Source organism: Burkholderia ambifaria AMMD (assembly GCF_000203915.1).
Lineage (GTDB): Bacteria > Pseudomonadota > Gammaproteobacteria > Burkholderiales > Burkholderiaceae > Burkholderia > Burkholderia ambifaria.
The window spans coordinates 2,315,959-2,331,751 of record NC_008391.1 but is presented as its reverse complement, the minus strand read 5'-3'; the positions used below and the strand labels follow the sequence as shown (position 1 = coordinate 2,331,751).

Annotated in this window: 14 protein-coding genes and 1 pseudogene; 5 read left to right on the top strand and 10 right to left on the bottom strand. The window is 68.2% G+C overall.

Going from position 1 to position 15,793, the window contains the following annotated elements; genetic code table 11:
• Positions 1-306 precede the first annotated feature (306 nt).
• The 3 genes from BAMB_RS26430 to BAMB_RS35580 all read left to right on the top strand — a co-directional run bounded on the left by BAMB_RS26430 (position 307) and on the right by BAMB_RS35580 (position 1,223).
• Positions 307-492 carry a hypothetical protein gene (locus BAMB_RS26430; protein WP_006749647.1) on the top strand — a complete coding sequence of 62 codons (186 nt, stop codon included), beginning with the start codon at positions 307-309 and terminating at the stop codon, positions 490-492.
• A gap of 229 nt (positions 493-721) precedes the next feature.
• Positions 722-1,000 (top strand): hypothetical protein, encoded by a 279-nt coding sequence (locus BAMB_RS26425; RefSeq protein ID WP_227739345.1) that lies wholly within the window; start codon positions 722-724, stop codon positions 998-1,000.
• A 64-nt stretch (positions 1,001-1,064) separates the two neighbouring features.
• Positions 1,065-1,223, top strand: coding sequence for a hypothetical protein (locus tag BAMB_RS35580; protein ID WP_006749645.1), 159 nt, complete (start codon positions 1,065-1,067; stop codon positions 1,221-1,223).
• Positions 1,224-1,336: 113 nt separating this feature from the next.
• On the opposite strand, the gene BAMB_RS26420 is transcribed toward BAMB_RS35580, so the two are convergent.
• Complete coding sequence (locus BAMB_RS26420) at positions 1,337-1,657, bottom strand: DUF1840 domain-containing protein (protein ID WP_011660210.1); 321 nt, start codon at positions 1,655-1,657, stop codon at positions 1,337-1,339.
• A 187-nt stretch (positions 1,658-1,844) separates the two neighbouring features.
• Positions 1,845-2,078 carry a hypothetical protein gene (locus tag BAMB_RS26415; RefSeq protein WP_063823469.1) on the bottom strand — a complete coding sequence of 78 codons (234 nt, stop codon included), beginning with the start codon at positions 2,076-2,078 and terminating at the stop codon, positions 1,845-1,847.
• Between the two features lie 448 nt (positions 2,079-2,526).
• Here BAMB_RS26415 and BAMB_RS26410 point away from each other — a divergent pair, with 448 nt between their 5' ends.
• Entirely contained in the window at positions 2,527-3,390 is an 864-nt protein-coding gene (locus BAMB_RS26410; RefSeq protein WP_011660208.1) for a crotonase/enoyl-CoA hydratase family protein, read from the top strand.
• Between the two features lie 57 nt (positions 3,391-3,447).
• Here BAMB_RS26410 and pdeR read toward each other — a convergent pair whose 3' ends face one another.
• From pdeR to BAMB_RS26390, 4 genes are all read right to left on the bottom strand, one after another.
• Complete coding sequence (pdeR, locus tag BAMB_RS26405) at positions 3,448-5,451, bottom strand: cyclic di-GMP phosphodiesterase (protein WP_011660207.1); 2,004 nt, start codon at positions 5,449-5,451, stop codon at positions 3,448-3,450.
• Between the two features lie 674 nt (positions 5,452-6,125).
• On the bottom strand, positions 6,126-9,764 hold the full coding sequence (locus BAMB_RS26400; RefSeq protein ID WP_011660206.1) for a hydantoinase B/oxoprolinase family protein: 3,639 nt from the start codon (positions 9,762-9,764) through the stop codon (positions 6,126-6,128).
• 118 nt (positions 9,765-9,882) lie between these two features.
• The gene (locus BAMB_RS26395) at positions 9,883-11,187 is read right to left on the bottom strand and encodes an MFS transporter (RefSeq protein WP_011660205.1); all 1,305 of its coding nucleotides are present in this window, start codon (positions 11,185-11,187) and stop codon (positions 9,883-9,885) included.
• 186 nt (positions 11,188-11,373) lie between these two features.
• Positions 11,374-12,147: a putative hydro-lyase gene (locus BAMB_RS26390; protein ID WP_011660204.1), complete on the bottom strand. Its 774-nt coding sequence runs from the start codon at positions 12,145-12,147 to the stop codon at positions 11,374-11,376.
• Positions 12,148-12,352: 205 nt separating this feature from the next.
• Between BAMB_RS26390 and BAMB_RS26385 the strand changes: the two genes are divergently transcribed.
• Entirely contained in the window at positions 12,353-13,285 is a 933-nt protein-coding gene (locus BAMB_RS26385; RefSeq protein WP_006749637.1) for a LysR family transcriptional regulator, read from the top strand.
• Positions 13,286-13,347: 62 nt separating this feature from the next.
• On the opposite strand, the gene BAMB_RS26380 is transcribed toward BAMB_RS26385, so the two are convergent.
• The 4 genes and pseudogenes from BAMB_RS26380 to BAMB_RS26365 all read right to left on the bottom strand — a co-directional run bounded on the left by BAMB_RS26380 (position 13,348) and on the right by BAMB_RS26365 (position 15,786).
• The gene (locus BAMB_RS26380; protein ID WP_011660203.1) at positions 13,348-13,674 is read right to left on the bottom strand and encodes an antibiotic biosynthesis monooxygenase family protein; all 327 of its coding nucleotides are present in this window, start codon (positions 13,672-13,674) and stop codon (positions 13,348-13,350) included.
• A gap of 143 nt (positions 13,675-13,817) precedes the next feature.
• Positions 13,818-14,024 (bottom strand): annotated as a pseudogene (locus BAMB_RS36005) (flagellin N-methylase); the annotation flags it as partial.
• A complete protein-coding gene (locus BAMB_RS26370) occupies positions 13,931-14,740 on the bottom strand; it encodes a MetQ/NlpA family lipoprotein (protein WP_011660201.1) in 810 nt (269 codons plus the stop codon). The gene BAMB_RS26370 and the pseudogene BAMB_RS36005, both read right to left, overlap by 94 nt.
• On the bottom strand, positions 14,737-15,786 hold the full coding sequence (locus tag BAMB_RS26365; protein WP_011660200.1) for a formylglycine-generating enzyme family protein: 1,050 nt from the start codon (positions 15,784-15,786) through the stop codon (positions 14,737-14,739). The genes BAMB_RS26370 and BAMB_RS26365 overlap by 4 nt, the downstream gene beginning before the upstream one ends.
• Between the last annotated feature and the right edge of the window lie 7 nt (positions 15,787-15,793).

Below are 15,793 nucleotides of genomic sequence, written 5' to 3'. Positions count from 1 at the left end.
TCATGTCGGGACGCGACGGGCACGCATCCGCGCGCCGCGCCCGGTCGTTCAATTCAGTGTGGGTGACGTGCCCGCGAGCGTCAAGCCGCTGGGCGGCCGGCCACGCCGCGGCGCAACATGCGCGCGAGGAAGCGCCGCAAGTGGGATGCAGGGGCGTGGGGGCACTTTCACGGTCTGCCCCGCGTGTGGCGGCTTTTTATGTCACGTTGTGATATATAATCCAGGCAATGAAAGCGTGCGTGCGACGTCGCCGAAACGAATGACGATCCGGTACGTTCGACACGCCTACATGGGGAAGGAGACATCATGCTGATCAACAACGATTTCGAAATCGGTTATCTCGTGATCGCGTTCGCGCTGCTGGGCGTGATCCTGATTGGCGCGCTGCTCACCGCGTTGCATCTCGAGCGGTGGCATCCGAAGCTGGTCGGCGCCGCGATCGGCGCGCTGCTCGGGATCGCGCTGATCGAAGCGATGCCGATGCTGACGTGAACGCGGCGCGGCACTCCTTCGTGCGCCGCGTGCTTGCCAGCCCTCGTAGTACTCGGTGCTCCGGGTCGCTACCTGCAGCCTAGGCGGCTACAGGTCCCGACCTCCGGCACGCGGTACGTGCGAGGCCCTGCCCTCATCGAGAGACGTGGCACGCGTACGTGCTGGTTTGCGGCGCGGGGTCGGAACGGGTGGTGCCGTGAAGGGAATCGGGATGGAGTCGCCGCTTTCCGTGACCTACCATCAAGATGAGAGCCGCGCGGAAGTGCGGGTCGATCCGGTGGCCGGCGAAGGCTTCGCGCTCGGCGTGAAGTACCCGCCGCGCGTCATGATGTGCTGGCGCGATGGCGGCGGCGGCCGGAGCGACGCGCATCTGCTCGATCCCACGCACCACGTGTTCCGCAACGACGCGGATGCGTGCGGGGTCGCGATTGCACTGGCCCAGCGCTTCAACGCTGGCGCGATGCCGGCCGCGGCCGGCGCGACGCGCCTCTGCTCGCCGGCCTCTTGATGCCCATGCCGGTCGGCTGACACCGGGCCGTGGCATCTCTCGCTCCCCACCCACCGGAGGCGACATGGAAAACGGTATCGTCGCGACCATCCTGCTGCTCGCGGTCCTGATGTTCGCGGTGCTGTTCTTCGCGGAACAGCGCAGCCGCGAGCGCATACGCGACCGGCTCTTGCACCGCCCATCGCGGCGCTCGGCACGCTCGCATACGCACCACCATTCGTAAGCGGAAAGCGCTCCGCGCAAAAAAATCGGCCGACGGTATGGCGTCTTGCGACGCCAGGCCGTCGGCCTTGCAGCGGAGGTCTGGTTCCCGGGCAGCCGGCGCGCGTCGCGCGCCTACACACTCCACATCACGTGACGGCCCTGTTTGTGGGCCGCACGCATCATGTCCAGCAGCGGCCACGCGCGTTGCGCGAGCCCACGTGCATGCGGCGACAGTTCGGTGCGCAGCGCCTGCGTTGAACGCTCGTGCGCGCTTTCCCGCGCCACATCATCTTTGATCGCCTGCTCGAGCCGCGCGATCGCGCCCGGCAATTCGTCAGTGGAAATCACCCCGCGAACGTCGAGCCCCTTGCCGACGAGCCCCAGCAGGTACTCTGCAAGATCGCGCAACATCACGATGTCCGGGGCGGCGGAGGATCGAAACGTAACCATCATCGTCGTGTTTCCCTCGTCATTGTCGCGAGATCGTGCGGCGATAGCCCGCCGTCGGTCGCGGCGAGGTCTGTGGCCATCCTCCGTTCTTCTCAATAGAAGATTCGTCCGGCACGCTGCGCGTATCGCGCGGCCGGGTTCGTTTGCGGCGTAGAAACCGGATGGCACGAATGCCTGCTTTTATTTTATGTCACGTTGTGACGCATTCAAGTTTCCGGCACAGGAATGGGCGTATGTGTGTGTCGCGAGATCGATGCATCAGCATGCGATCGCCGACGCGCTTGTCACGCTCCTGTTCGTTCGCGTAGGCCAGCGCGAACTTCAGCGCTGTACCCACGTAGTTCGTGATCGTGCAGTCGACGTTGTCGCGTCGCAGCCGCAACTCCATCCTCTTCCGCAGATTGTTCGCGTCCGTGTCGGTCATGCATCGGGTCAACGCCATGCGGTAGCGGCAGCGTCATCCTCCAACACTAACCGACGCACAGTCGCGGCACCAGTCCGCACATTCCATGAGATGTGATCGACGGCGCGGCATCGCTTTCATCGCGTAAACGACCGACACGCCACACGTCTCCGGAACGGCATGCGCGCGCTCATTGTCGCCGCATCGTCACACTTCCGTGCCTCACCTCCCCCACGTCCTCCCGCCAAGCGATCGCATCGATCGCATCGCTCCCGCTATTCGCACAGTCCACACGCCTCACACCGACCGCGATACCCCTCCTCGTCCCCGTCGTGCGTTTTTCCCCGCATTTCGGCTTTTGTGTGCGCGCAACAATGGCGGTGCCTCGCGGCCGGCGCCGTGCGGGGGCAGTTGTCCACGACGCCGGTCGCGGCGCTCTTTGCAAAACCACATCTCACGAGGACATACCATGCAACTCCAATCTCATCCGGCGTGCCGTCCGTTTTACGAAGCAGGTGAACTCACGCAACTCACCGCGTTCTACGAAGAAGGCCGCAACATCATGTGGATGATGCTGCGATCGGAGCCGCGACCGTGCTTCAACCAGCAACTCGTCACCGACATCATCCATCTCGCGCGCGTCGCACGCGACTCCGGCCTGCCGTTCGACTTCTGGGTGACGGGTTCGCTCGTGCCCGAGCTGTTCAACGTCGGCGGCGACCTGAGCTTCTTCGTCGACGCGATCCGCAGCGGCCGCCGCGATCAGTTGATGGCCTATGCCCGCTCGTGCATCGATGGCGTGTACGAGATCTACACGGGCTTCGGCACCGGTGCGATCTCGATCGCGATGATCGAGGGCAGCGCGCTGGGCGGCGGCTTCGAGGCCGCCCTCGCGCACCACTACATGCTTGCGCAGAAGGGTGCGAAGCTCGGCTTTCCCGAGATCGCGTTCAACCTGTTCCCGGGCATGGGCGGCTATTCGCTGGTCGCGCGCAAGGCGGACCGCGGGCTCGCGGAATCGCTGATCTCGTCCGGCGAGGCGCATGCGGCCGAGTGGTACGAGGATCGCGGGCTGGTCGATCAGACGTTCGACGCGGGCGACGCGTATCTCGCGACGCGCACCTTCATCGACGTGACGAAGCCGAAGCTGAACGGCATCCGCGCGATGCTGCGCGCACGCGACCGCGTATTCCAGATCACGCGTTCCGAGCTGATGGACATCACCGAGGAATGGGTTCACGCGGCGTTCACGATCGAGCCGAAGGATCTCGCGTACATGGAACGTCTGGTGATGCTGCAGAACCGGCGCGTGTCGAAGCTGCGCACGGTGTGACGTGAATGGAGCGCGCCGCCGCGTCGCGGGCGGCGCGCTCCGTGATGCGGGGCAGGCTCAGGCGATCAGCCTGAGCTTTCTCGTTTCCGCGAGCCAGCCCTCGAACGCCTGGGCCGGCATCGGCCGCGCGAAGTAGAAACCCTGCGCGTGGTCGACGTCGACCTGCTTCAGGAATTCCGCCTCCCCCGGCGTCTCGACGCCTTCGGCGACGACCGCGAAACTCAGCGCCTTCGCGAGCGACACGACCGAGCGCACCAGCGCCTGCGAGCGCGGATTGCGATCGATGCCCGTGATGAAGCTGCGATCGAGCTTGATCGAATCGAGCGGCAGCCGCGACAGTTGCGACAGCGACGAATAGCCGGTGCCGAAATCGTCGAGGTGAATCTTCGCGCCGAGCTGGCGGAATTCCTTCATCAGCTCGTGCGCCGTTTCCTCATCCTCGATGAAGCTGCTTTCCGTCAGCTCGATGTCGACGAGGCTCGGCTTCAGCCCCGCGCTGGCGAGAATCGATGCGAACTGATGGACGATGTTCATGTCCTGCAGTTGCCGCGCGGACACGTTCACCGCGACCCGCACGCCGAGCCCCTTCGCCTTCCATGCGGCGGCCTGCGCTGCCGCGGTGCGCATCACCCAGCGTCCGAGCGGCGCGATCAGCCCCGACTCCTCGGCGAAGTGGATGAACTCGATCGGCGCGACGAGCCCGCGATCGGGCGACTGCCAGCGGATCAGCGCCTCGACGCTGCGCACGTCGCCGCTCGCGAGGTCGACGACCGGCTGGTAGTGCAGCACGAACTGCTCTTCCTCGAGCGCCTTGCGCAGGTTCGTGTCGAGCCACATGTACTTCGCGACCTTCTGGTTCATCTCCAGCGAGAACACGCGGTACGTATGCTTGCCCTCTTCCTTCGCGACGTACATCGCGGTGTCGGCGCTGCGGATCAGCGTTTCGAGCGAATCGCCGTGCTGCGGATACATCGCGATGCCGATCGAGCAGCTCGTGTAGATCTCCATCAGCCCGAGGTGGATCGGCGTGCGCAGCCGTTCGAGGATGATCTGCGAGGTCGCTTCGAGCAGCGGCCGCGTGCCGTGCTCGAACAGCACCAGGAATTCGTCGCCGCCGAGCCGCGCGAGCGTCGCACCGGACGGCAGGCAGCCGCTGATGATCGTGGACACGTCCTGCAGCAGGCGATCGCCGGTGATGTGCCCGTAGTGATCGTTGACGCGCTTGAAGTTGTCGAGATCGAGGAACAGGATGCCGACCTGGCCGCGCATGTCGGTGCGATCCGCGGCCAGCGCGGCGCCGATGCGCTCGCTGATCGCGTGGCGGTTCGGCAGGCCGGTCAGCATGTCGGTGTTCGCGAGTTCGGTGAGCCGCTGCTGCGCGTTGCGCTCCTCGGTGACGTCGATGCCCGAGCAGATCAGGTACTGCTCGTCGGCGCCGCTGCCGCTCTGCACGAACTTGTTGCGGAACTGGAACAGGCGCGGCCCGTTGACCGTGTTGATGTAGCGCTCGACCGCGAACGAACGGTTGCTCGCGAAAAAGCCGGTGATGTTGCTGCGCGACTGCGCGCCCTGCTCGGGGCTCATGAACAGCTCGAACGCGCTGCGGCCGATCACGTCGACCTCGCGCTTGCCCGTCACTTCCTCGCACAGGCGGTTGAAGCGCTGCACCATGCCGTTGCGGTCGAGGATCACGACGAGCGAATTCACTTCGGACACGACCTGCTCGGCGAACGCGAGCCCGTGCGAGAGGTCGGTCGCGACCGACGCGGTATCGGAATAGGCGGACGCCGTGCCGGCCCAGTTCGACGTGTCGACCTTGCGGCCGACCAGATGGAGGGTGACCGTGTCGCCGAACAGCGCAAGGTCGAGCACGAGGTGCGACGTGACACCGGTGAGCGCGCGAATTCGCGCGGCCTGCTCGCCGGTCAGCGCCACCGCGACGTTGGTCAAGCCGCGGACGGCCGCCAGCTCGAGCGCATTGCTGTCGCTGCCGAGACGCCAGCAGGGGCTGCGCGTACCGACGTGCGCTTCAAGCACCGCGCTATCGTTTTCGTCATCCATGGACACGCCCCGATCCAGAAAAAACGCACAGTGTAGACGGAGGCGAGTTGGCTGACCCCAATTCCCGGACGCGCAGCGCGCGGATCCGGCGGGGCAGTCGTGATGGCCGTGACAGCGGCCCTCGTTCCGTATTTGTTTCCAACCAATGCGACCCGGCGGTTGCGCATTCGCGCGCAAGGTTTTCCAAACGAATGTGTAAGCCATCTTATCAAATGACGATCAAGAATGGCACTCACATTCGGCAGAGCGTGTCAAGGAATCGGAACTCGATTGGCACGGCGGCTTTTTCGTGATTGGCGGGGTGGGCGCGGGCGCGCGCAGGGTCCCGAAGCGGGGCGGCAGGATCGGCGGAGTGCCCCGCCGGACGGGCGTTTGCGGGGAATCCCGGCCGCCCCGTACCGCTCGGCCCCAAGGCGTTCCGCAGGGGTCGCGTCGCCTCGAGTCGAGCGCGGAAGCGGGGAATTTCCATTTCCGTTTACGACGGGAATGCCCGTCTTTATTCCCATACGCGTGGCAATAGCGCGCGGATCAATGCAAGTGAATATATCGCCGGCGCGCACACCGACGTTTCACCGCCCTGAATGGAACCGGTACGACGGCCCCGCCGCCACGCGCGAAAACCGTGCGGCGTGCACGCCGCCGCACCGCTTCCGCACGGGTTGCGGGGCGCCCGCTCAGCCCGCCGCGCCGTAACCGCCGCCGCCCGGCGTTTCGACGACGAACACGTCGCCCTGCGCCATCTGCGCGCGGCCGATATGCGCGAGCGTCTCGACCGTGCCGTCGGCCCGCTCGATCGTGTTGCGGCCGAGCGCGCCGGCCTCGCCGCCCGCCGCACCGAACGGCGCATGGATCCGGTTGTTCGACAGGATCGACGCGGTCATCGGCTCGAGGAAGCGGATCCGCCGCACCGCGCCGTCGCCGCCGCGCCAGCGCCCGCCGCCGCCGGAGCCCGCGCGCAGCCGGTGCGAGTCGACCCGCACCGGGTAGCGCCATTCGAGCACTTCCGGGTCGGTCAGCCGCGAGTTCGTCATGTGCGTCTGCACCGCGCCGACGCCCGCGAAGCCGTCACCCGCGCCGCTGCCGCCCGCGATCGTCTCGTAGTACTGGTACTGAGCGTTACCGAATGTGAAGTTATTCATCGTCCCCTGGCTCGACGCGACGCAGCCGAGCGCGCCGTACAGCGCGTTGGTGACCGCCGACGACGTCTCGACGTTGCCCGACACGACCGCCGCCGGATACTCGGGGTTCAGCATCGAGCGGGCCGGCACGATCACGGTGAGCGGCTTCAGGCAGCCGGCGTTCAACGGGATGTCGTCGCCGACCAGCGTACGGAACACGTACAGCACCGCGGCCATGCAGACGGCCTTCGGCGCGTTGAAGTTGTTGTCGAGCTGCGCGGACGTACCGGTGAAATCGATCTCGGCACGCCGCGCCGCGCGGTCGACGCGGATCGCGACGCGAATCTCCGCGCCGTTGTCGAGCGGATAGCGGTACGCGCCGTCCTGCAGCGCGCCGATCACCCGCCGCACCGCTTCTTCCGCGTTGTCCTGCACGTGCCCCATGAACGCGAGCACGACGTCGCGGCCGAACTGGGCGACCATCCGCCGCAGCTCGTCGACGCCCTTCTGGTTCGCGGCGACCTGCGCGCGCAGGTCGGCCATGTTCTGCTCGACGTTGCGCGCCGGGTAGCGGCCTGACGCGAGCAGCGCGCGCGTGTCCGCATCGCGCAGCACGCCGGCCGACACGAGCTGCCAGTTGTCGATCAGCACACCCTCTTCGTCGATGTGCTTTGAATCGGGCGGCATCGAGCCCGGCGTCGTGCCGCCGATGTCCGCGTGATGGCCGCGCGAACCGACGTAGAACAGCGGCGTGTCCGAGCCGTCCGCGAACACCGGCGTGATGACGGTGACGTCGGGCAGGTGCGTGCCGCCGTGATACGGGTCGTTCAGCATGAACACGTCGCCGTCGCGCATGCGGCCGCGGTTGCGCTCGATCACCGTGCGAATGCTCTCGCCCATCGATCCCAGATGCACCGGCATGTGCGGCGCATTCGCGATCAGGTTGCCGTCGCCGTCGAAGACCGCGCACGAGAAGTCGAGCCGCTCCTTGATGTTCACCGAGTACGCGGTGTTCTGCAGCCGCAGCCCCATCTGCTCGGCGATCGACATGAACAGGTTGTTGAAGATCTCGAGCCGCACCGGATCGGCGTCGGTGCCGAGCGAGCGGCGCGTCGGCAGCGGCGTCGTGCGCGTCAGCACGAGGTTGCCCTGCGCGGTCATCCGCGCGCGCCAGCCGGGTTCGACGACGGTCGTGCCGTTCTGCTCCGCGACGATCGCCGGGCCGTCGATCGTGTCGCCGGCGAGCAGCGTGTCGCGCACGTACAGCGCCGCGTCGTGCCATTGGCCGCCGGAATGGAACCGCACGGCGCTGTGGGCCTGCGGCGCCGCGCCCTCGTCGCGCGGCGCGAGCGGCGCGATCTCGACGGGCGCATCGGAGCGGCCGATCGCCTCGACCGAGGCCAGTTCGGCGACCAGCGGCGTGCCGGGCATCAGGAACGCGTAACGCTGCCGGTACGCGGCTTCGAACGCCTGCTGCATCGCGGCGACGCTGCCGGCCGGCACGTCGAGCGCGGAATCGGTGCCCTGGTAGCGCAGGTGCACGCGCCGTTCGGTCGCGATGCGTTCCGGCGGCACGCCCTGTTCGAGCAGCGCGCCGACCGCGTCGTCGGTCAGCCGGTCGAGCGTCGCGTTCAGCGCCGGCAGCGACGCGTCGGACAGCACCGCCTCCACCGCGCGCTCGCGCATCGCGGTCTGGTCGGCGAGGCCCATCCCGTACGCGGACAGCACGCCGGCGAGCGGATGCGCGAACACCTGCGTCATCCCGAGCGCGTCGGCCACGCCGCATGCGTGCTGGCCGCCCGCGCCGCCGAAGGTCGTCAGCACGTAGCGCGACACGTCGTGGCCGCGCTGCACCGAAATCTTCTTGATCGCGTTCGCCATGCTGCCGATCGCGATCTCGAGGAAGCCTTCGGCCAGCGCCTCGGGCGTCTCGCGCCGCCCGGTCGCGGCGTGGATCTCGTCGGCGAGCGCCGCGAATTTCGCGGCGACGCCGTCGCGCTCGAGCGGTTCGTCCGCGTGCGGGCCGAACACGCGCGGGAAATGATCGGGCTGGATCTTGCCGAGCATCACGTTGCAGTCGGTCACGGTCAGCGGGCCGCCGCGCCGGTACGCGGCCGGCCCCGGATTCGCGCCGGCCGATTCGGGCCCGACGCGCAGCCGCGCGCCGTCGAAGCCGAGCACCGAGCCGCCGCCGGCCGCGACCGTGTGGATGCTCATCATCGGCGCACGCATCCGCACGCCGGCCACCTGCGTCTCGAACACGCGCTCGAATTCGCCGTTGTAGTGCGACACGTCGGTCGACGTGCCGCCCATGTCGAAGCCGATCACGCGGTCGAAGCCGGCCGCGCGCGCGGCGCGCACCATCCCGACGATGCCGCCGGCCGGGCCGGACAGGATCGCGTCCTTGCCCTGGAACGCATCGGCGCGCGTCAGGCCGCCGCTGCTCTGCATGAACTGCAGGTTCACGCCGGGCATCTCGTGCGCGACCTGCTCGACGTAGCGGCGCAGGATCGGCGACAGGTACGCGTCGACCACGGTCGTGTCGCCGCGCGACACCATCTTCATCAGCGGCGACACCTCGTGCGACACGGACACCTGCGTGAAGCCGATCCGGCGTGCAAGCTCGGCCAGCGCGCGCTCGTGCGCGGTGTAGCGATAGCCGTGGATCAGCACGATGGCCAGCGCCTGCACGCCCGAGTCGAACACTCGGCGCAGCTCGGCTTCCGCGCGTTGCACGTCGAGCGGCACGACGACGTCGCCGTGCGCACCGACCCGCTCGTCGACCTCGACGACGGTCTCGTACAGCGCATCGGGCAACACGATGTCGAGATCGAACAGGCGCGGCCGGTTCTGGTACGCGATGCGCAGCACGTCGCGAAAGCCGCGCGTCGTCGCGAGCGCGGTGCGTTCGCCCTTGCGTTCGAGCAGCGCGTTGGTCGCGACCGTCGTGCCCATCTTCACCATGTCGACGCGTTCCGGCGTGATCGGCTCGCCGTCGGCCAGGCCGAGCAGGTGGCGGATGCCGGCCACGGCCGCATCGCGATACTGCTCGGGATTCTCCGACAGCAGCTTGTGCGTGACGAGCGAGCCGTCGGGCCGGCGCGCGACGATGTCGGTGAAGGTGCCGCCGCGGTCGATCCAGAATTGCCAGCGTGCGGCGTCGGAGGAAACGGGGAAAGTGTGTCGGTCAGTCATGGCGATGAACTCGATGCGTCGTTGAGGCGAAGGACGAGCGCCGCCGCACGGCGCGCGTCGCGCGCCGCGTGAGGGCTTCGATCAAAGGGAAGAGGTAAGGCGGCGGGCCGGCGCCCGCTTACGCGGCGTCGAGTTCGCGGCCGCGGGTTTCGGGCAGCGTCAGCGCGGCGACGATCATCACGCCGTACGCGGCGACCGCGAAGATGCCGATGCTCGCGCCGAGCCCGTAGTGCTTCGACAGCGCGCCGATCAGGAACGGGAACAGTGCGCCGACCGCGCGGCCCACGTTGTAGCAGAAGCCCTGCCCCGAGCCGCGCACCCGCGTCGGGAACAGCTCGGTGAGGAACGCGCCCATCCCGGAGAAGATGCCCGACGCGAAGAACCCGAGCGGGAAGCCGAGCCACAGCATCGACGCGTTCGTGAGGTTCAGCACCGGCGACGTATAGGCGAACGCGATCACCATCGAGCCGAGCGCGAACAGGATGAAGTTCGGCTTGCGGCCGAGGCGGTCGGTCAGGTAGGCGCTCGTCAGGTAGCCGACCCACGAGCCGACGATGATCGTCGCGAGATAGCCGCCCGTGCCCATCACGGTCAGGTGCCGCTCCGTCTTCAGGAACGTCGGCAGCCAGGTCGTGATCGCGTAGTAGCCGCCTTGTGCGCCGGTCGTCAGCAGCGCCGCGCGCAGCGTCGTCGACAGCAGCTTCGGTGCGAAGATTTCCGTGAGGCGCGGCCTGCCGGCCACCTGCGCCTGCGCGGCCTTCTCCTTCTCGTAGACGTCCGGTTCCTTCACGTAGCGGCGGATCACGACCACCAGCAGCGCCGGCGCGAGGCCGATGAGGAACAGCGCGCGCCATGCCTGTTCGGCCGGCAGCACCGAGAACAGCAGCGCATACAGCAGCGCCGACAGCCCCCAGCCGATCGCCCAGCCCGACTGCACGAGGCCGACCGCCTTGCCGCGATCGCGCGCGCGGATCACCTCGCCGATCAGCACCGCGCCGGCCGTCCATTCGCCGCCGAAGCCGAAGCCCATCAGCGCGCGCGCCGCGAGCAGCTGGTGGTAGTTCTGCGCGAGCCCGCACAAAGCGGTGAACACCGCGAACCACAGCACGGTCAGCTGCAGCGTGCGCACGCGACCGATCCGGTCGGACAGGATGCCGGCGAGCCAGCCGCCGAGCGCCGACGCGAGCAGCGTCATCGTGCCGATGAAGCCGGCATCCGCGAGCGAGATGCCCCACGTCGCGACGAGCGTCGGGATCACGAACGACAGCATCTGCGTGTCCATCCCGTCGAGCATGTAGCCGACCTTGCAGCTCCAGAACGCGCGGCGCTCGCGCGGCTGCGCGTCCGCATACCATCCGAACAGGCCGTTGCGCGCGGGGCCCGCGGGGTCGGCGGCGGGCGCCGCGAGGATCTTGCTTTCCATGGTGAAGCTCCTGTCGAAATGTGCGGTCAATGCCGGGCTTGTGGTGCGTGTGGTGCGTGTGGTGCGCGTGTCGTGTGTGCGTCGCGATTCATCAGCCGCGGCTGCGCGCTGAGGCCGGGCGGGCGAATCGTCTGCCGCCGCGGCGGGGCCGGACCGGCGGCCGTACAGGCCGCGGGTGCCGACCGGTCAGAACACGGCCAGCGACGCGTTCGTGATGTCGGTCATCAGCATGTAGCCGGGCGTATGCGCGATCGCGAGCGGCAGCTTCGCTTCCATCAGCGCGGTTTGCGGCGTCACGCCGCACGCCCAGAACACCGGCAGCTCGCCGTCGCGCACCGTCACCGCGTCGCCGAAATCGGGCGTGCCGAGATCGGCGATGCCCAACTCAAGCGGATGGCCGATATGGACCGGCGCACCGTGCACGCCCGGGAACCGGCTCGTGATCTGCACCGCGCGGATCGCGTCCGCGCCGCGCAGCGGCCGCATCGACACGACCAGCTGGCCGCCGAAGATTCCCGCGCGGCGGTTCGGGATCGACGTGCGGTACATCGGCACGTTGCGACCCTCTTCGATATGGCGCAGCGCGATGCCTTCACGCGCGAGCATGTCCTCGAACGAGAACGAGCAGCCGATCGCGAATACGACGAAATCGTCGCGCCACAGCGCCTCGAGCGATTCGACCCGCTCGGTCAGGCGGCCGTCGCGGTAGACGTTGTAGCTCGGCACGTCGGTGCGGATGTCGAGATCCTCGCCGAGCACGTCCAGCCGGAACGCGCCCGGCTCGCCGACGCCCAGCAGCGGGCACGCCTTCGGGTTCGCCTGACAAAAGCGCAGGAAATCGTGCGCATACGCGTTGGGCAGGATCGCGAGATTCGCTTGCGCGAACGGGCCGCACTGGCCGGCGGTCGGCTGGCGGAACGCGCCGCTGCGTACGGACTGGCGGAATTCGGAAGGCGTCATGATGGTGGTCGGCGATCGGGGATGTTGTCGGGCTCACGCAGTTGCGTCAGCGGTTACGGCGAAGAATAGAAAAGAAAAAAATTGGCTGCCAACGAGTTTTTTTGCGCCCGGTGTATAGAATTTCTTAACGCATCTCCGGGTTTTCCCCGGTCCCGTTCATTTTTCTTCACCGGCATGCTGCGCGTCCACCGTCCCGCCGACCGCCATGAACACGCGTTTTCTCGAAACCTTCGTCACGCTCGCGAAGCTGCGCAACTTCCGCACGACGGCCACCGCGCTGCACGCGACGCCGGCAGCGATCTCGCAGCGCCTGAAGGCGCTCGAGGATGAATTGCAGACCGTGCTCGTCGATCGCGACAGCCGCGAGTTCCGGCTCACGCCGAACGGCGAGTATCTGCTCGGCTATGCGAAGGCCGTCGTCGAGGCGACGCACGAGCTGCAGGCCGCCGCGGCCGGCGAAAGCGCGCTGCGCGGCAAGCTGCGGCTCGGCGTGATCGAGACGGTCGTGCACAGCTGGCTGCCGCACTATCTGCGCCGCCTCGCCGCCGACTATCCGCAACTGGAGGTCGACCTGACCGTCGACGTCAGCGTCGTGCTGCAGCGCCGGCTGATGGCCGGCGAGCTCGATCTGATCATTCGGGTGGAGGGCAGCGACGAGGCGTCGGTCGTCTGCGACGCGCTCGCGAATTATCCGGTGCGCTGGATCGCGCGCGCGGGGCTGCTGCCGACCACGCGCACGGGCCTCGCGCGCCAGGTGCTGCGCCAGCCGATCCTCACCTACGGGCGCGGTACCGCGCCGCACCGCGCGCTCGAGGACATCGTGCGCACGCTCGCGCACGCGCATGGCGTGCCGCTGTCGGAGACGCGCATCACCGGCTCGCCGTCGATATCGGTGATCGTGCAGCTCGTGCGCGACGGCTTCGGCGTCGCCGCGATTCCGGTGCTGTTCGTCGATGCGCTGATCGCGAGCGGCGAGGTCGTCGAGCTGCCGCTGCAGCCGTCGCCGCCGTCGATCGTCGTGTCGATGTCGCGCCGCGCCGACGCGCCGAAGTTCGTGCACGGCGCATCGATCGCCGCGCGCGCCGCGTGTCACGAGTACTGCGAAAAGAGCAACCGGTTGCTGGTCGAGGCGCTTTGACGCGGTGCGCCGATGCGCTGCGGTTCGCGCATAACGCCCGACGCGCCGATGCGGCGCTCAACTCACGCGGGCTGCCCCGCATGCGGTTGCGCGAGCTTGCCGTCGCCGTACTCGCGCAGCACCTGCGAGATCACCACGCGATAACCGTCCAGCCAGCGCGCCTGCTTCGCCTTCGCTTCCCGATGCGCGGGGTGCTGGATCAGCTGCTGCAGCGCCGCCTCGGATTCCCAGTAGTAGACGTTCTGGATCAGCCCGGCTTCCGCGTTCTCCCAGGTTTCCTCGCCGAGATAGCCGGGTGTCGCACGCGCCATGTCGGCGATCTGCCGGTCGAGCCGATGGAATTCGTCGTCGTATTGCCCGGCGCGGAAAATGAAGGTCGATGCGTACATGCGCGCTCCGTCGGAGACGATTGAAAGAGCGTCAAGTGTAAGGCACGCATCGCGTGCCGCTTTCCTCACGCGGTGAGCGTGACGGCGTCGAGCCACGCGTTGGTGCATGGCGCATTCGTGCGGGTGGCAGACGTGGCGGTCGGCACCGTCAGTGCGCCGACGAAGCGATGCCGATGTCGGAACCGTTCGCGCAACGACAGCGTCGGCGCGCTGTTGCAGTAGCGGCCGCACGCATTGCACGCGAGACGGTAGTCGTCTACCACGGCCGCCGCACCGAGTCCTGGTAGCGCGTCAGGATGAAATGCGCGACGTCGTCCGAGTGATACGCCGCGACGAGTTGCGCGACCCACGGCTTCGTGCGATCGGCGTCGCGCACGGTCAGCACGTTCGCATACGGCGAGCGCGCGTCCTCGAGGTTGATGCTGTCGCGCGCCGGTTGCAGGCCCATGCGCGTGGCGTCGTCGCTGTCGATCGCGACGAACGCGGCCGAGTCGAGCGCCGCATGGAGCCGGTCGCGACGCAGCGCAACGAATTTCAGCGCGAGCCGGTTGCCGGTCACGTCGCGCAGCGTCGCATGCAGGCCGGCCTTCGCGCGCAGCGTCACCAGGGTGTCGTTCTGCAGCAGCACGAGCGCGCGCGCCATCCCGCGCGGATCGGCCGGGATCGCGACCGTCGCGCCGGGCAGCAGTTCGTTCAGACTCCTCAGCTTGCGAGAATAAAGCGCCATCGGCAGCGTGACGGTCGGCGCGACGGCGCTCAGCGCGTAGCCTTTCGCCGTGCAGGTGGCGGCGAGGCGCTGTGCATCCTCGAAGCTCGCCGCGTCGATCTTGCCGTCCGCAAGCGCGGCATCGATGCGCGACGCGTCGTCGAATTCGACGACGTCGACATCGAGCCCGCGCGTGGCGGCGACGCGCTTCACCGCGTCGAGGATCTCCGCATGCACGCCGTGCGTCACGCCGACGCGCACCGTGCGCGTGATGGTTTCCGCGGCAACAGCCCAACCTGGATGAGCGGCGCCGCATACAACGGCCAGCCACACGGCAATGCAATGCGCGACGCGTTTCACGATGCATCCCTCAGAATCGTGCGGAATCCGATATGCGACGCGCCAAGATCGGCTTCCTGCTGCTCGCGCGACGACGCGCGATAGCGCACGCAGTAATCGCGCGAGCACAGGAACGAGCCGCCCTTGATCACCATCGGCGTGTCGTGCCGTCGTGTCGGCGGCGCCACGGCCGCCGTGTCGCCGTTCGTGTGCGACTGATGCGGGCCCGTGTACGCGTCCTTCGTCCATTCCCACGCGTTGCCGATCATGTCGTACAGGTGAAAGCCGTTCGCCGCGTAGCAGCCGACCGGCGCCAGGCCCGCATGGCCGTCCTCGGCCGTATCGAGCACCGGGAACGCACCCTGCCAGTAGTTCGCGGCCGGCTTGCCCTGCGCGTCGCGCGGCGCGGCATCGAGCGACGCGTCGTCGCGGCCAGCCTTGCCCGCGTATTCCCATTCGGCTTCGGTCGGCAGATCGCGGCCGAGCCAGTGCGCATACGCGAGCGCGTCGCGCTGCGTGACGAGCGTGACGGGCAGGTTGCCGAGCCCATCGACGCTGCTGCCCGGGCCGCGCGGCTGCCGCCACGACGCGCCCTTCACCCAGCTCCACCACGCGAGGTCACGTGCATTCAACTCGTCGCGCGTCGGCACGTGAAACACCGCCGCGCCGCCCTGCTGCTCGGCTTCGGTCACGTAACCGGTCGCCTTCACGAAGGCGGCGAACTGCGCGATCGTCACGTCGGTCTGGTCGATCCAGAAGCCGCCGACGCGCGTCCTGCCGTCGCCGACCGGACGCTCGTCCGCATAACCGCGCGTGCTGCCGAACACGAACGCGCCGCCGCTCAGGTGCACCATCCCGGCCTTCGGGTCGTCGCGCCACGCCGCGGGCAGGCCCGAGTAGCGCTCGCACTGCCGCTCCGAGCCGAGCGGCGCGAGCGGGCGGCCGCGATTAGCGTCGTCGAAGGCGCCGGCGGGCGACGTCGACGGGCTCGCATAGCCGGCTGCGAACGCAGCCGCGAACAGCGTGGCCGCGAGCGCCGCGCCGAGCGTCCAGAAGCGCAACCGCATCGTGTCG